The sequence below is a fragment of the Pseudomonas soli genome (genome assembly GCF_900110655.1).
GTDB classification, from domain to species: domain Bacteria; phylum Pseudomonadota; class Gammaproteobacteria; order Pseudomonadales; family Pseudomonadaceae; genus Aquipseudomonas; species Aquipseudomonas soli.
Map to the genome: position 1 here is coordinate 692,967 of NZ_FOEQ01000001.1, position 13,878 is coordinate 706,844.

Annotated in this window: 16 protein-coding genes and 1 other RNA gene; 7 read left to right on the plus strand and 10 right to left on the minus strand. The window is 62.3% G+C overall.

Features of this window, described 5'->3' with window-relative positions; genetic code table 11:
* Positions 1 to 130: 130 nt before the first annotated feature.
* Positions 131 to 490, minus strand: an RNA gene (gene rnpB / locus BMY03_RS03210) — RNase P RNA component class A.
* A gap of 67 nt (positions 491 to 557) precedes the next feature.
* The gene (rsmI, locus tag BMY03_RS03215; RefSeq protein WP_094010220.1) at positions 558 to 1,433 is read right to left on the minus strand and encodes a 16S rRNA (cytidine(1402)-2'-O)-methyltransferase; all 876 of its coding nucleotides are present in this window, start codon (positions 1,431 to 1,433) and stop codon (positions 558 to 560) included.
* A 188-nt stretch (positions 1,434 to 1,621) separates the two neighbouring features.
* Here rsmI and BMY03_RS03220 point away from each other — a divergent pair, with 188 nt between their 5' ends.
* The 5 genes from BMY03_RS03220 to BMY03_RS03240 all read left to right on the plus strand — a co-directional run bounded on the left by BMY03_RS03220 (position 1,622) and on the right by BMY03_RS03240 (position 5,344).
* Positions 1,622 to 3,439: a penicillin-binding protein activator gene (locus BMY03_RS03220; protein WP_094010221.1), complete on the plus strand. Its 1,818-nt coding sequence runs from the start codon at positions 1,622 to 1,624 to the stop codon at positions 3,437 to 3,439.
* Positions 3,439 to 3,810, plus strand: a complete 372-nt coding sequence (locus BMY03_RS03225) for a YraN family protein (protein WP_094010222.1) — start codon at positions 3,439 to 3,441, stop codon at positions 3,808 to 3,810. The genes BMY03_RS03220 and BMY03_RS03225 overlap by 1 nt, the downstream gene beginning before the upstream one ends.
* A gap of 87 nt (positions 3,811 to 3,897) precedes the next feature.
* A complete protein-coding gene (locus tag BMY03_RS03230; protein WP_023630216.1) occupies positions 3,898 to 4,491 on the plus strand; it encodes a phosphoheptose isomerase in 594 nt (197 codons plus the stop codon).
* Positions 4,488 to 5,066: a BON domain-containing protein gene (locus BMY03_RS03235; protein WP_023630217.1), complete on the plus strand. Its 579-nt coding sequence runs from the start codon at positions 4,488 to 4,490 to the stop codon at positions 5,064 to 5,066. Before BMY03_RS03230 ends, BMY03_RS03235 begins: the two co-directional genes overlap by 4 nt.
* 59 nt (positions 5,067 to 5,125) lie before the next feature.
* Positions 5,126 to 5,344 carry a YgdI/YgdR family lipoprotein gene (locus tag BMY03_RS03240; RefSeq protein ID WP_023630218.1) on the plus strand — a complete coding sequence of 73 codons (219 nt, stop codon included), beginning with the start codon at positions 5,126 to 5,128 and terminating at the stop codon, positions 5,342 to 5,344.
* 56 nt (positions 5,345 to 5,400) lie between these two features.
* On the opposite strand, the gene BMY03_RS03245 is transcribed toward BMY03_RS03240, so the two are convergent.
* The 7 genes from BMY03_RS03245 to rplM all read right to left on the minus strand — a co-directional run bounded on the left by BMY03_RS03245 (position 5,401) and on the right by rplM (position 10,259).
* Positions 5,401 to 5,820, minus strand: a complete 420-nt coding sequence (locus BMY03_RS03245) for a ClpXP protease specificity-enhancing factor (RefSeq protein WP_094010223.1) — start codon at positions 5,818 to 5,820, stop codon at positions 5,401 to 5,403.
* 13 nt (positions 5,821 to 5,833) lie between these two features.
* Complete coding sequence (locus tag BMY03_RS03250; RefSeq protein ID WP_023630220.1) at positions 5,834 to 6,457, minus strand: glutathione S-transferase N-terminal domain-containing protein; 624 nt, start codon at positions 6,455 to 6,457, stop codon at positions 5,834 to 5,836.
* A gap of 117 nt (positions 6,458 to 6,574) precedes the next feature.
* Positions 6,575 to 7,354 (minus strand): cytochrome c1, encoded by a 780-nt coding sequence (locus BMY03_RS03255; RefSeq protein WP_023628713.1) that lies wholly within the window; start codon positions 7,352 to 7,354, stop codon positions 6,575 to 6,577.
* Complete coding sequence (locus tag BMY03_RS03260) at positions 7,354 to 8,565, minus strand: cytochrome b (RefSeq protein ID WP_023628712.1); 1,212 nt, start codon at positions 8,563 to 8,565, stop codon at positions 7,354 to 7,356. The genes BMY03_RS03255 and BMY03_RS03260 overlap by 1 nt, the downstream gene beginning before the upstream one ends.
* On the minus strand, positions 8,565 to 9,158 hold the full coding sequence (petA, locus tag BMY03_RS03265; RefSeq protein ID WP_023628711.1) for a ubiquinol-cytochrome c reductase iron-sulfur subunit: 594 nt from the start codon (positions 9,156 to 9,158) through the stop codon (positions 8,565 to 8,567). The genes BMY03_RS03260 and petA overlap by 1 nt, the downstream gene beginning before the upstream one ends.
* 265 nt (positions 9,159 to 9,423) lie before the next feature.
* On the minus strand, positions 9,424 to 9,816 hold the full coding sequence (gene rpsI, locus BMY03_RS03270) for a 30S ribosomal protein S9 (protein WP_003260797.1): 393 nt from the start codon (positions 9,814 to 9,816) through the stop codon (positions 9,424 to 9,426).
* Positions 9,817 to 9,830: 14 nt separating this feature from the next.
* Complete coding sequence (gene rplM / locus BMY03_RS03275; protein WP_008097538.1) at positions 9,831 to 10,259, minus strand: 50S ribosomal protein L13; 429 nt, start codon at positions 10,257 to 10,259, stop codon at positions 9,831 to 9,833.
* A 256-nt stretch (positions 10,260 to 10,515) separates the two neighbouring features.
* Between rplM and BMY03_RS03280 the strand changes: the two genes are divergently transcribed.
* Together BMY03_RS03280 and BMY03_RS03285 are read left to right on the plus strand one after the other, a co-directional pair.
* The gene (locus tag BMY03_RS03280; RefSeq protein WP_094010224.1) at positions 10,516 to 11,556 is read left to right on the plus strand and encodes an NADP(H)-dependent aldo-keto reductase; all 1,041 of its coding nucleotides are present in this window, start codon (positions 10,516 to 10,518) and stop codon (positions 11,554 to 11,556) included.
* A 207-nt stretch (positions 11,557 to 11,763) separates the two neighbouring features.
* Positions 11,764 to 12,660: a GlxA family transcriptional regulator gene (locus BMY03_RS03285; protein ID WP_177182880.1), complete on the plus strand. Its 897-nt coding sequence runs from the start codon at positions 11,764 to 11,766 to the stop codon at positions 12,658 to 12,660.
* A gap of 49 nt (positions 12,661 to 12,709) precedes the next feature.
* Here BMY03_RS03285 and zapE read toward each other — a convergent pair whose 3' ends face one another.
* Complete coding sequence (zapE, locus tag BMY03_RS03290) at positions 12,710 to 13,804, minus strand: cell division protein ZapE (protein WP_023630138.1); 1,095 nt, start codon at positions 13,802 to 13,804, stop codon at positions 12,710 to 12,712.
* Between the last annotated feature and the right edge of the window lie 74 nt (positions 13,805 to 13,878).

Genomic DNA, 13,878 nt, shown 5'->3' on the forward strand with positions numbered 1-13,878 from the left:
GAAAAACTGACGGGAAAAATCAAACACACTCAAGCGGATAGAGTGAGAAGTTAAAGTAATTTATTAAGAGTAAGATTTTTTCGGTATTACCAGGACGCATCTGCTATCGATTCAAGCAGGAAAGGAAGAGGTGGAGAGTCGATCTGTAAGCCGGGTTTTGTCGAGGACAGTCATTCCTCTACGACGGCCATCACTGGACGCCTCTAGCAACCTACCCGGTTCCGACGCGGGCCACGCCGTATGGAACCCTATTTGGTCTTGCTCCGAGTGGGGTTTACCTAGCCACGGACTGTTGCCAGCCGTGCGGTGCGCTCTTACCGCACCTTTTCACCCTTACCGGCACCGAAGTGCTTAGGCGGTTGTTTTCTGTGGCACTTTCCGTAGGCTCGCGCCTCCCAGGCGTTACCTGGCACTCTGCCCTATGGAGCCCGGACTTTCCTCCCCCGCCTTTTGCGGAACAAAAGACGGCAGCGACTGTCCGATCGACTCTCCGCCGCCAAGGTTACCGGTAGCAGCGCTCAAGAACAAGCGGCGCGACCATTAATACCATTATGCCACTAATGGGCTTTCTGCTTTTCCAGGGCCAACTGATAGAGCAGGTTCTTGCGCACCCCGGTGATCTCGGCCGCCAGCGCCGCTGCTTTCTTCAGCGGCAGTTCGGCCAGCAGCAGATCCAGCACCCGCTGCGCCTCGGCGCTGATCGCCTGCTCGCCCTCCGGCGCGCTCCAACCGGCCACCAGCACCACACACTCGCCACGCTGCTGATTGCTGTCACCCTGGACGAATGCGCGCAACTCGGCCAACGGCAAGCCTTTGAGGGTCTCGAAAGTCTTGGTGATCTCACGCGCCAGCAGCGCCGGTCGATCGCCACCGAACACCGCCTCCATGTCCTCCAGACACTCGAGGATCCGGTGTGGCGCCTCGTAGAAGATCAGGGTGCGCGGCTCTTCCTTGACCTGCTCCAGACGCGCACGGCGCCCGGCGGCCTTGGCCGGCAGGAAGCCTTCGAAGATGAAGCGGTCCGACGGCAACCCCGCCGCCGACAGCGCGGCGATCAACGCACAGGCACCCGGCACCGGCACCACCTGCACGCCCGCAGCACGCGCCTGGCGTACCAGGTGATAGCCCGGATCGGAAATCAGCGGCGTGCCGGCATCGGACACCAGCGCCACATCGTCGCCGGCCAGCAGGCGAGTGATGAAGCGCCCGCCCTCGTCACGCTCGTTGTGCTCATGGCAAGCGGCCAGCGGCGTGTCGATGCCGAAATGCTGCAGCAGACGCACCGAGTGGCGGGTGTCCTCGGCGGCGATCAGGCTGACATCCGCCAGCACCTTCAGCGCCCGGGCGCTCATGTCGTCGAGGTTGCCGATGGGCGTGGCAACGACGTAAAGCTTGCCCAACGTGGATTTCGAAACCCCTGCAACATCAGTCACTGCGCACACCTGCTTTCCGGATCAAAGGTCGCCATTGTAGCCCGAGCACCGGTAACAGGGCGCAAAGAACTTCGCCCCGGGCACACCACGGGCCACCTATAGTGAAGGTTCAGTGTCGGCGAGATCGCGCCGTGCCCCCCGCTTGGGTACAATTGCCGGCCAACTTGATCGAGTAACAGGACCTTTACATGATCGCTTGTCTGCGGCTGCTCACAGCCCTCTGCCTTGCTGCCCTGCTGGCAGCCTGCGCCAGCTCGCCCTCATCCAGCCTGGGCGAACTGCCACGCACCCCGGACGCCAGCATCGAGCAACTGCTCGAGAAGGCGGCCTCCAGCAAGTCCGCCGAGGATGCGGCCCTGCTGCGCTTGAGCGCCGCGGACCTGGCATACAAGCAAAAGGATTTCCCGCGCGCCGCGCGGATTCTCGAGCAGGTCCCGCTGGAGCCGCTCAAGCCCGCCCAGCAGGTGTTCGCCTCCACCCTGGCCGCCGAGCTCGCCATGAGCCGCAACCAGCCCAAGGCCGCCCTGACCGCCCTCGCCCACCCGAGCCTGCAGCGCGTCGGCGAACTGCCGACCGAGCAGCAGGCCCGCACCTACAGCGTTCATGCCGCAGCCCTCGAAGCCGACGGCCAGGCCCTGGCCGCCGCCCAGCAGCGCGCGCTGCTGGCCCCCCTGCTCAGCGGCCAGGCCGCCAGCGCCAACAATGACGCGATCTGGGCCCTGGTCGCCTCGCTGCCCGCCGAACAACTGCAGCAGCCGGCCGCCGACGAGACCCTGGCCGGCTGGACCAGCCTGGCCCTGGCCGTGAAGCGCGCCGGCACCCTGGAACAGCAACAGGCCGCCATTGACACCTGGCGCCAGCAGCACCCCGAACACCCGGCAGCCAAGCAATTGCCGACAGCCCTGGTCAAGCTCAAGGAGCTGGCCAGCCAGCCACTGACCAAGATCGCCCTGCTGCTGCCCCAGGAGGGCCCACTGGCCGGTGTCGCCCGTGCGCTGCGTGACGGCTTCATGGCCGCTCACTTCCAGGCCCAGCAAGGTGGCCAGCCCGCCCCTGCGGTACAAGTGTTCGACAGCTCGCGCATCACCTCGCTCGACGACTTCTACCGTCAGGCCCAGGCTGCCGGCGTGCAACTGGTGGTCGGCCCGCTGGAAAAGCCGCTGGTCAAGAAGCTCGCCGCCTACCCGCAACTGCCTATCACCACCCTGGCCCTGAACTACGCCGACGCCGGCCAAAAAGCGCCGCCACAGCTGTTCCAGTTCGGCCTGGCCGCCGAGGACGAAGCCCGCGAAGTGGCACGCCGTGCCCGCGCCGACGGCATGGTTCGCGCCGTGGCCCTGGTACCGAGCGGTGAATGGGGCGACCGCGTGCTCGCCGCCTTCCGCCAGGACTGGGAAGGCAATGGCGGCACCCTGATCACCGCGCAGCGCATCGCCCAGCCCGTCGCCCTTGCCCAGCAGATCGCCGATCTGTTCCAGTTGCGCCAGAGCGAAGGCCGCGCCAAGAGCCTGCAGAGCACCGTCGGCGGCACCATCGCCGCGCAGCCTTCGCGCCGCCAGGACATCGACTTCATCTTCCTCGCCTCGACGCCGCAGCAGGCCCAGCAGATCAAGCCGACACTGAACTTCCAGTACGCCGGCGACGTGCCGGTCTACGCCACCTCCAACCTGTACAGCGCCAGCGGTGACGTGAACCAGTACAACGACATGAACGGCATCCGCTTCTGCGAAACGCCTTGGCTGCTGGACACCACCAACAGCCTGCGCCAGCAAGTCGTGCAGCAGTGGCCCCAGGCCGCCGGTAGCCTCGGCCGCCTGTACGCCATGGGCGTCGACGCCTACAGCCTGGCTCCGCGCCTGGGCCAGCTCAAAGCGCTGCCGGACAACCGCGTCGAAGGCCTGTCCGGTAGCCTGAGCATGAACCCCAGCCAGCGCATCGAACGCCAGCTGCCATGGGCCGAATTCGCCGGCGGCCAGGTCAAGCGCCTGCCGGACACCCCTCGCTGATGCCCGGCGCATCGCCCAGCCTTGCCGGCCAGACAGCCGAAGATCACGCCCTTGAATACCTTCAAGGGCAAGGTCTGCGGCTACTGGAGCGCAACTGGCGATGCAAGGGGGGCGAGCTCGATCTGGTCATGCTCGATGCCGATACAGTAGTATTCGTCGAAGTCCGCTACCGGTTGCATGCGGAGTTCGGCGGAGCGCTCGCCAGTATCGATGGGCGCAAGCAGCAACGACTGGCGCTTGCCGCCAACCTCTTCCTGCAGCACGAACCCCGCTGGGCCACCCGCCCCTGCCGCTTCGACGTTATCGCCCTGCAGGGCCGGGGGCATGCGGGGCAACCGCTTCAATGGCTGAAAAATGCCTTCGAGTGCTGAACCCAATTCGATTTTCTAGCTCTATGTTTCGCGGGCTGGTCACTGTTGCGCGTAGCAAAGGCCACCGCCCCTCTTAAGGTCACCCAGATGGACATGCAATCCCGAATTCGCCGGCTGTTTCAGGCCAGCATCGACACCAAGCAACAGGCAATGGACATCCTGGCACCCCACATCGAGCAGGCCAGCCTGGTCATGGTCAACGCCCTGCTCAACGACGGCAAGATGCTCGCGTGCGGCAACGGCGGCTCGGCCGGCGATGCCCAGCACTTCTCCTCGGAGTTGCTCAACCGCTTCGAGCGCGAGCGTCCGAGCCTGCCGGCCATCGCCCTGACCACCGACAGCTCCACACTGACCTCGATCGCCAACGACTACAGCTACAACGAAGTCTTCTCCAAGCAGATCCGCGCCCTGGGCCAGCCCGGCGATGTGCTGCTGGCGATCTCCACCAGCGGTAATTCGGCCAACGTGATCCAGGCGATCCAGGCCGCCCATGACCGCGAAATGATTGTCGTCGCCCTGACCGGGCGCGATGGCGGCGGCATGGCCTCGCTGCTGCTGCCCGAGGACGTCGAAATCCGCGTCCCCGCCACGGTCACCGCGCGCATCCAGGAAGTCCACCTGCTGACGATCCACTGTCTGTGCGACCTGATCGACAGCCAACTGTTCGGGAGTGAAGAATGATCTCCAAGCGTATCGGCCTGATGGCCCTGACCCTGTGCCTCGGCGTATCGGGCTGCAGTTCCGTACTCACCTCGGCGCGCAACTCGCCTATCGAGGATGACCGCGGCACCCGCACCATCGGCAGCAAGATCGATGACTCGCTGATCGAGACCAAGGTCTCGGTCAACATCGCCAAGGCCAACCCGGAGCTGGACAAAGGCTCGCACATCGTCGTCAGCAGCTACAACGGTGTCGTGCTGCTTGCCGGCCAGACCCCACGCGCCGATCTCAAGTCCCTCGCCGAGCAGACCGCCGGCCAGGTGCAGCGAGTCAAGAAGGTACACAACGAGCTGCAAGTCATTCAGCCGTCGTCGATCCTGGCGCGCAACAACGACGCCTGGCTGACCACCAAGATCAAGACCCAGATGCTGACCGACGAGAGCGTGCCCAGCTCGCGCATCAAGGTGATCACCGAAAACGGCATCGTCTACCTGCTCGGCCTGGTAAGACAGCAAGAGGCCAACGCTGCCACCAATGTGGTGCAAGGTGTGTCGGGCGTACAGAAGATCGTCAAGCTGTTCGAGTACATCGACTGACAACCCCTTGGCGAGCGTCGGGACGCTCGCCTTTTTCACTCTGATCCAGGAAGTACCCCATGAAAAAGCTGCTGCTGCCCGCTCTGCTGATCGGCACCTTCGCCACCCTGGCCGGCTGCTCCACTCCGAGCGTGATCACCCTCAACGATGGCCGCGAACTGCAGACCACCGACACGCCGCACTTCGACCGCAACTCCGGCTTCTACGAGTTCAAGCAACTGGATGGCAAGCCGACCCGCATCAACAAGGACCAGGTGCAGAGCATCAAGGACCTGTAATTGCGGCAGTAATGAAAAAGGCGATCCCTGCGGATCGCCTTTTTCGTTTCTGCCTGTTACTTCACGACTTTCAGGCTCGGACGACCACTCGGACGCGGCGGCTCGGGCGGACCATCATCATCCGGTTCGACACCGCCGTCCTCAAGGTCATCCTCGTCCGCGAGCGGCGGCTCCAGCTCGAAGACCATGCCCTGGCCATTCTCCCGGGCGTAGATCCCCAGGATGGCACCAATCGGCACATACAGCGTATGCGCCACGCCACCGAAGCGCCCTTCGAAGCTCACCGCCTCGTTGTCCATATGCAGGCTACGCACGGCACTGGGGGAGATGTTCAGGACGATCTGGCCATCGCTGGCGAAACCTTGTGGCACCTGGACCGCCGGGTACTCGGCGTTGACCAGCATATGGGGCGTGCAATCGTTGTCGACGATCCACTCGTACAGCGCACGAACCAGATAGGGGCGACTGGAGTTCATCAACGGCTCCTCTTTAAACCTTGCGCATTTCACGTTCAGTAGCAGACAGGCTCGCCTGGAAAGGCTCGCGGGCGAACTGTCGCTCCATGTAATCCAGCAGCGGCTTGGCCTGCCGCGGCAACTCGATACCCATCACCGGCAAGCGCCAGAGTATGGGCAGTAGACAGCAATCGACCAGACTCTGCTCCTCGCTCATGAAGCAGGCCATTTCAGCGAATAGCGGAGCCACGCCCGTCAGGCTCTCGCGCAACTCCTTGCGCGCCTGGGTACGTGCCGGCTCGCTGCTGCGCGGGTCCAGCACGGTGTCGGCCAGGCTGCACCAGTCGCGCTGGATGCGGTGCATCAGCAGGCGGCTGTTGCCGCGAGCCACCGGATAGACCGGCATCAGCGGCGGGTGCGGGTAACGCTCCTCGAGGTACTCCATCACCACGCTCGACTCGTACAGCGCCAGATCGCGATCGACCAGGGTCGGCAGACTGCCGTAAGGGTTCACTTCGACCAGCTTGGGTGGCAGGCGATTGCGGTCGACATCGATAATCTGCACCGTAACGCCTTTCTCCGCGAGCACCAGGCGTACCCGGTGGGAGTAATGGTCAGCGGGGTCGGAATAGCAGGCTAACCTGTTGGTTGCGCCCATGTAGCGCCTCCTCGTACGGGATGCTTGTAATACTGCAAATGAAAACGCGCCCGGGGTGCCCCAGCGACATCGCTGGGGCACCCCGGGCGCGTTCAACTACCAGAAACTACTGCGTGATCAGTGCACGTCCTTCCAGTATTCGCGCTTGAGCAAGTAGGCGAACACGAAGAAGAAAGCCAGGTACAGCAACACGTAGGTACCGATGCGCTGGCTTTCCAGTTTGACCGGGTTGGCCGAATAGGCCAGGAAGGTCACCAGGTTCTTGACCTTCTCGTCGAACTGCTCGGTCGTCAGGGTACCGGATTTCTCTTCGACGGTCAGCTGGTCACACGCTTCATGGGTCAATGGGCTGCCGGTCAGCGGGTCGTATTGCTTCTTGCCATCGACCACGCTTTGCACCTGCTTGCAACCAATCACTTGGTTGCCCTGCAGACCAACCAGTACGTTAGGCATGCCGACGTTGGGGAAGACCTTGTTGTTCACCCCATATGGCCGCGCCTTGTCCTCATAGAAACTGCGCAGGTAGGTGTACAACCAGTCGTTGCCACGCACCCGGGCAACCAGGGTGAGGTCGGGCGGCGCGGCGCCGAACCAGGTCTTGGCATCGTTCGGCTGCATGCCGATTTTCATGTGATCGCCGATCTTGGCGCCGGTGAACACCAGGTTTTCGAGCATAAGCTCGTGGGGAATCCCCAGGTCATCGGCGACACGCTCGTAACGCTGGAACTTGGCGCTATGGCACCCCATGCAATAGTTGGCGAAGGTACGCGCCCCATCCTGCATCGCGGCCTTGTCGGTCAGGTCGATATCGACCTTGTCCAGCTCCAGGCCGTGCTCGGCGGCGAACGAAAGGCCAGGCATCAATGCCAGCAAGCATACTGCAATAAACTTTTTCATCAGCCAGTCACCCTTTCCGGAACCGGTTTGGTCTTCTCGAGCCTTGTGTAGAACGGCATCAGCAGGAAGTAGGCGAAGTACAACACGGTGCACACCTGCGACAGCAAGGTACGCCCCGGGGTCGGCGCCAGCACGCCCAGCACGCCAAGGATGACGAAGGCCACGCAGAACACCAGCAACCAGATCTTGCTCAGCCAGCCCTTGTAGCGCATCGAGCGCACCGGACTGCGGTCAAGCCAGGGCAACACGAACAGCACCGCGATTGCCGCGCCCATGGCAATTACCCCGAACAGTTTGTCGGGCACCGCGCGCAGGATCGCGTAGAACGGTGTGAAGTACCAGACAGGCGCGATGTGCTCAGGGGTCTTGAAAGCGTTGGCCTGCTCGAAGTTCGGTTTTTCCAGGAAGTAGCCACCCATTTCCGGGAAGAAGAACACCACGGCACAGAACACGAAGAGGAACACCACGACCCCGGCGATATCCTTGACGGTGTAGTACGGGTGGAACGGGATGCCATCCAGCGGAATGCCGTTCTCGTCCTTCTTCTTCTTGATGTCCACGCCATCGGGATTGTTCGAACCCACTTCGTGCAGCGCCAGGATATGCAGCACCACCAGGCCCAGGATCACGATCGGCAAGGCCACCACGTGCAGGGCGAAGAAGCGGTTCAGGGTGATGCCGGAGATCAGGTAGTCACCACGAATCCACTGGGTCAGGTCATCACCGATCACCGGGATCGCGCCGAACAGCGAGATGATCACCTGGGCACCCCAGTACGACATCTGCCCCCAGGGCAGCAGGTAGCCCATGAACGCCTCGGCCATCAGCGCCAGGTAGATCAGCATGCCGAACAGCCAGACCAGCTCGCGGGGCTTCTGGTAGGAGCCGTAGAGCAGCCCGCGGAACATGTGCAGGTAGACCACGATGAAGAACGCCGAGGCGCCGGTGGAGTGCAGGTAGCGCAGGATCCAGCCGTACTCGACGTCGCGCATGATGTACTCGACCGAGGCGAAGGCCTCTTCCGCCGAGGGGGTGAAACTCATGGTCAGCCACACGCCGGTGACGATCTGGTTGACCAGCACCAGCAACGCCAGCGAGCCGAAGAAGTACAGGAAGTTGAAGTTCTTGGGCGCGTAATACTTGCTTAGATGGTCTTCCCACATCTTCGTCGCGGGGAAGCGCGCATCGATCCACTCCATGAACTTGCTCATCATGCGTTCTCCTGATCGACGCCGATGACGATGATTTCGTCCGACTCGTACGAGTGCGGTGGCACTGGCAGGTTTAGAGGCGCTGGCTGGGATTTGTAGACACGCCCGGCAAGGTCGTAGTGCGAACCGTGGCAGGGGCAGAAATAGCCACCGACCCACTTCGGCCCGAGGTCAGCCGGGGCGACCTCAGGGCGGAAGGTCGGCGAACAACCCAGGTGTGTGCACAGGCCCACCAGGATGAGAATCTCGGGCTTGATCGAGCGGACTTGCGGGTCGACGTAGGTAGGCTGCACCGACGCCTTGGATTCAGGGTCGGACAGCTCGCCGGTGATCTTTTTCAGATTACCGAGGATCTCCTCCGTTCGCCGCACGATGAATACAGGTTGCCCACGCCATTCAGCTACCATCTGCTGACCGGGCTCGACCTTGGCGATATTGACCTTCACCGGTGCCCCTGCGGCTTTCGCCTTGGCACTGGGAAACCATGACCCCACGAACGGTACCGCTGCCCCCACTGCCCCCGCTGCCCCGACCACGGATGTCGCGGCTACGAGGAAGCGGCGCCGGCCTGCGTTGACGCCGTCATTGCTCATTCAGTCCTCTCCCATCAGCTTGCTTGGCCTGTTTGAACAGGCATCTACTTAGGTACGTCTGTGGCACTAAAAATTGGCCGCAATGGTAAGGAACAAATCCACACGCTGACAAGGTGATTACCCGCTCGTCGGGCCACTACCCTCGCTTTGCTTGATCTGCGTCTATGCGACAAACGGCCACGGACTAGCAGACAGGTTAGTTGAAGACATAAAAAAAGCCCGGTTCCAAAAAGGAACCGGGCTTTTTTCGACTGCCGAAGCGGTATTAACGCTTGGAGTACTGAGGACGCTTACGCGCTTTACGCAGACCCACTTTCTTACGCTCAACTTCACGAGCGTCGCGGGTGACGTAGCCAGCACGACGCAGAGCGCCACGCAGGGTTTCGTCGTATTCCATCAGGGCGCGGGTGATGCCGTGGCGGATTGCACCGGCCTGACCGCTGACACCACCACCGGAAACGGTGACGTAGATGTCGAACTTCTCAACGGTTTCGGTCAGTTCCAGCGGCTGGCGAACAACCATGCGAGCGGTTTCGCGGCCGAAGAACACGTCCAGAGAACGGTTGTTGATGGAGATGTTACCGGTACCTGGACGCAGGAAAACGCGAGCGGTTGCGGTCTTGCGACGGCCAGTGCCGTAGTTTTGAGTCGCCGACATAATGAACTATCCCGTTAGATCTTCAGTTCTTGAGGCTGCTGAGCAGTGTGTGGGTGAGCAGCACCCGCGTACACTTTCAGCTTGCGGTACATGTCGCGACCCAGCGGGTTCTTCGGCAGCATGCCTTTGACCGCGGTTTCGATAACACGCTCAGGGGCCTTGGCGATCAACTTCTCGAAGTTGATTTCCTTGATACCGCCCGGGAAGCCGGAGTGGGAGTAGTACATCTTGTCGGAAGACTTGGCACCAGTCACACGGATTTGCTCGGCGTTGATGACGACGATGTAGTCGCCGGTGTCAACGTGAGGGGTGTATTCTGGCTTGTGCTTGCCACGCAGGCGGCTAGCGATTTCGGTAGCCAGACGACCCAGGGTCTGACCAGCGGCGTCGACTACGAACCACTCGCGCTTTACTGTTTCCGGTTTAGCAGTAAAAGTTTTCATTCTCTAAAGCCTCAGAGGCCGCCCAGCGAAAAATAGACGGCGAATCTTACTGGATAGTGCACAGCTTGCCAAGGGCAAGCGCGCAGCCGAACGCTGACGCTTTTGGGGGCTCGGGTCGGGCACGCCAATGTTCGACAAGGGTTCCCTGCATGGTGGTGCATCACTTCCGCCACACGGAGAGGGGCAGAATTATCCAGATTGCAGGAAAAATTTCAACCTGCTTTTATGCTCATCTTTGCCATGGAGCGTATACCCGATGGAATACCGTAAGCTCGGCCGTACCGACCTCGACGTCAGCGCCCTGTGCCTGGGCACCATGACCTGGGGCGAACAGAACACCCAGGACCAGGCCTTCGCCCAGATCGCCCTGGCCAAGGCCAGCGGCATCAACTTCATCGACACCGCCGAGATGTACCCAGTGCCACCGCGCCCGGAGACCTACGCCGCCACCGAACGCATCATCGGCAACTGGTTCGCCGCCAACGGCGACCGTGACGACTGGATCCTTGCCAGCAAGGTCGCCGGCCCCGGCAACGGCATCAGCCACATCCGCGACGGCCAGCTCAAGCACAACCGCCAGCACATCGTCGCCGCGCTGGACGAGAGCCTCAAACGCCTGCAGACCGACCGCATCGACCTCTACCAGTTGCACTGGCCCGAGCGCAGCACCAACTTCTTCGGCAAGCTCGGCTACCAGCACCTGCCCCAGGACATTTTCACCCCGCTGGAGGAAACCCTGGAGGTGCTCGATGAACAGGTGCGCGCCGGCAAGATCCGCCACATCGGCCTGTCCAACGAAACCCCGTGGGGCACCCTGAAATTCCTGCACCTGGCCGAAACCCGCGGCTGGCCCCGCGCGGTGTCGATCCAGAACCCCTACAACCTGCTCAATCGCAGCTTCGAGGTGGGCCTGGCGGAGGTGGCAATCCGCGAGCAGTGTGGTTTGCTGGCCTATTCGCCGCTGGCCTTCGGCATGCTGTCAGGCAAGTACGAAAACGGCGCCCGCCCCGAACACGCTCGCCTGACCCTGTTCAGCCGCTTTGCCCGCTACTCCAATCCGCAGACCGTGGCCGCCTGCGGCCGCTATGTGCAGCTGGCCCGCGAACACGGGCTGGACCCGGCGCAGATGGCGCTGGCGTTCGTGACCCGGCAGCCGTTCGTGACCAGCAACATCATCGGCGCGACGAACCTCGAGCAACTGCGCAGCAACATCGACAGCCAGGCGTTGAACCTGGGCGATGAACTGCTGGCGGCGATCGAGGCGGTCCATCAGGAGCAGCCGAACCCCGCGCCTTGATGCAACACAGACGCTGCACTGCTCTTTCGTGGGGTAGACACAATCGCCAAAAAATAAGACGATCCAGCCGGTGATTGACCACTCTACCCTATAAGAACAATGACAATGATGTTTACCCAACCCCCGGCGTCGCTGCGGCGCGTCAGCATCCTGGCCGTTGATAAAGTGTTCGCTTCGACACTGATGCAGGCCAAGGACTTCTTCCACCTGGCCAGCCTGCGCTACAGCAAGCAGCTGGGCCTGGGCCTGCAACCGATGTTCGAGATCGGCCTGGTGAGCCCGGACGGTTTGCCCGTGGACAGCTTCAGCAACGTGCAGTTGCCGGTCGACAGCGGCCTCAATGATGCCGACGTGATCATCCTGCCGGCCTTCTGGGATGACTTCGACAACCTGCTGCAACGCTATCCGCAGGTGCTGCCCTGGCTGCGCGCGCAGCATGCCCGTGGCGCGGTGCTGTGCGCCGAGGCCAGCGGCGTGTTCTGGCTGGCCGAGTCGGGGCTGCTCGACGGCAAGGAGGCAACCACCTACTGGCGCTTCTTCAGCAGCTTCGCCGAGCGCTTCCCGAAGATCCGCCTGAACCAGGACAAGCACCTGACCGACGCCGACAATCTCTACTGCGCCGGCGGCACCACCTCGGCCTGCGACCTGTACATCTACCTGATCGAACGCTTCTGTGGCGCCAACGTGGCCCGCGCGGTGGCCCGCGACATCCTCTACGAGGTGCAGCGCAACTATACCCCGGGGCGCATGGGCTTCGGCGGCCAGAAGCTGCACCAGGACCTGATCATCCTGCAGATCCAGCACTGGCTAGAAGAGCACTTCGCCGACAAGTTCCGCTTCGAGGATGTGGCGCGAAACCACGGCATGAGCATCCGCAACTTCATGCGCCGCTTCCAGAGCGCCACCGGCGACAAGCCCCTACACTACCTGCAGCGCCTGCGCATCGAGACCGCCAAGGGCCTGCTGTCGAGCACGCGCAAGAGCATCAAGACCATCAGCTACGAGGTGGGCTACGACGACGCGAGCTTCTTCGCCCGGCTGTTCCGCCAGCACACGGAGTTGTCGCCGAACCAGTATCGGCAGCAGTTCATGCAAGAGGCATGAATCTTCTATCGTGGGAGCGGGCTTGCCCCGCTCCCACGAAAGGAATGGCTTACGGCTTGTGCGCCCGCGACAGGAACTCGTGGGACTGCATCTCCAGCAGGCGGCTGAGCGTGCGCTGGAACTCGAAGCTCAGGCGCCCGCCGGTGTACAGGTCCTTGAGCTCCACCTCGGCCGAGATGATCAGCTTCACGTTGCGGTCGTAGAACTCGTCGACCATGTTGATGAAGCGCCGGGCGATGTCGTCGGTGGTCACGCCCATCTGCTCGACGTTGCTCAGCAGCACGGCATGGAAGATCTTGCCCAGCTCGATGTAGTCGTTCTGGCTGCGCGGCCCGTCGCACAGGGCGCGGAAGTCGAACCAGGCAACGTCATCGCAGGTGCGCAGGGCATGGATCTCGCGGTTCTCGATCATCAGCACGTCGTTCTCGACTGCCTGGGTGCACTCTGGGGTCAACGCCTTGAAGCTGGCGCGCAGGCTTTCATGCGCCGCGTCGTCGAGCGGGAAGTGGAACAGCTCTGCCTGCTCCAGGTGGCGCAGACGGTAGTCCACGCCGCTGTCGACGTTCACCACATCGGTGTACTGCTTGATCATGGCGATGGCCGGCAGGAAGCGCGCGCGCTGCAGGCCGTCCTTGTACAGGCCGTCCGGGACGATGTTGGAAGTGGCCACCAGCGACACGCCGTTCTTGAACAGCTCTTCCATCAGGGTGCCGAGGATCATGGCATCGGTGATATCGGAGACGAAGAACTCGTCGAAGCAGATCACCTTGGCTTCGTCGCTGAAGCGCTTGGCGATGATGGTCAGCGGGTTCTTCTCGCCCTTGAGGGTCTTCATCTCCTCGTGGACGCGCTTCATGAAGCGGTGGAAGTGCGTGCGCATCTTCTGCTTGAACGGCAGCGCTTCATAGAAGGTGTCGACCAGGTAGGTCTTGCCCCGGCCCACGCCGCCCCAGAAGTACAGGCCCTTGACCGGCGTCTGCTCCTTCTTGCCGAACAGCTTGCCGAACACGCCCGGCTTGTTGTTCTGCGCGTGTACCAGGTCGTCGTACAGGCGCTGCAGGTGACGCACCGCAGTTTCCTGCGCCGCGTCATGGAAGAAGTCGGGGCGTTTCAGATCGGCTTGGTATCGTTCTAGGGGCGTCATGATTTCGTTAGCGAGGCAACAAAAAACGGGCCGTCACTGTAGCGACCGGCCCGCTTAATGGCAATCAGACTTGC

Coding starts and splice junctions, on each gene's coding strand:
- BMY03_RS03250 (WP_023630220.1), bottom strand. CDS start 6,457: ATGGGCGCAACCAACAGGTTAGCCTGCTATTCCGACCCCGCTGACCAT.
- BMY03_RS03280 (WP_094010224.1), top strand. CDS start 10,516: ATGGAATACCGTAAGCTCGGCCGTACCGACCTCGACGTCAGCGCCCTG.
- BMY03_RS03255 (WP_023628713.1), bottom strand. CDS start 7,354: ATGAAAAAGTTTATTGCAGTATGCTTGCTGGCATTGATGCCTGGCCTT.
- BMY03_RS03260 (WP_023628712.1), bottom strand. CDS start 8,565: ATGAGCAAGTTCATGGAGTGGATCGATGCGCGCTTCCCCGCGACGAAG.
- BMY03_RS03245 (WP_094010223.1), bottom strand. CDS start 5,820: ATGAACTCCAGTCGCCCCTATCTGGTTCGTGCGCTGTACGAGTGGATC.
- BMY03_RS03235 (WP_023630217.1), top strand. CDS start 4,488: ATGATCTCCAAGCGTATCGGCCTGATGGCCCTGACCCTGTGCCTCGGC.
- BMY03_RS03230 (WP_023630216.1), top strand. CDS start 3,898: ATGGACATGCAATCCCGAATTCGCCGGCTGTTTCAGGCCAGCATCGAC.
- petA (WP_023628711.1), bottom strand. CDS start 9,158: ATGAGCAATGACGGCGTCAACGCAGGCCGGCGCCGCTTCCTCGTAGCC.
- rpsI (WP_003260797.1), bottom strand. CDS start 9,816: ATGTCGGCGACTCAAAACTACGGCACTGGCCGTCGCAAGACCGCAACC.
- BMY03_RS03225 (WP_094010222.1), top strand. CDS start 3,439: ATGCCCGGCGCATCGCCCAGCCTTGCCGGCCAGACAGCCGAAGATCAC.
- BMY03_RS03220 (WP_094010221.1), top strand. CDS start 1,622: ATGATCGCTTGTCTGCGGCTGCTCACAGCCCTCTGCCTTGCTGCCCTG.
- rplM (WP_008097538.1), bottom strand. CDS start 10,259: ATGAAAACTTTTACTGCTAAACCGGAAACAGTAAAGCGCGAGTGGTTC.
- zapE (WP_023630138.1), bottom strand. CDS start 13,804: ATGACGCCCCTAGAACGATACCAAGCCGATCTGAAACGCCCCGACTTC.
- BMY03_RS03240 (WP_023630218.1), top strand. CDS start 5,126: ATGAAAAAGCTGCTGCTGCCCGCTCTGCTGATCGGCACCTTCGCCACC.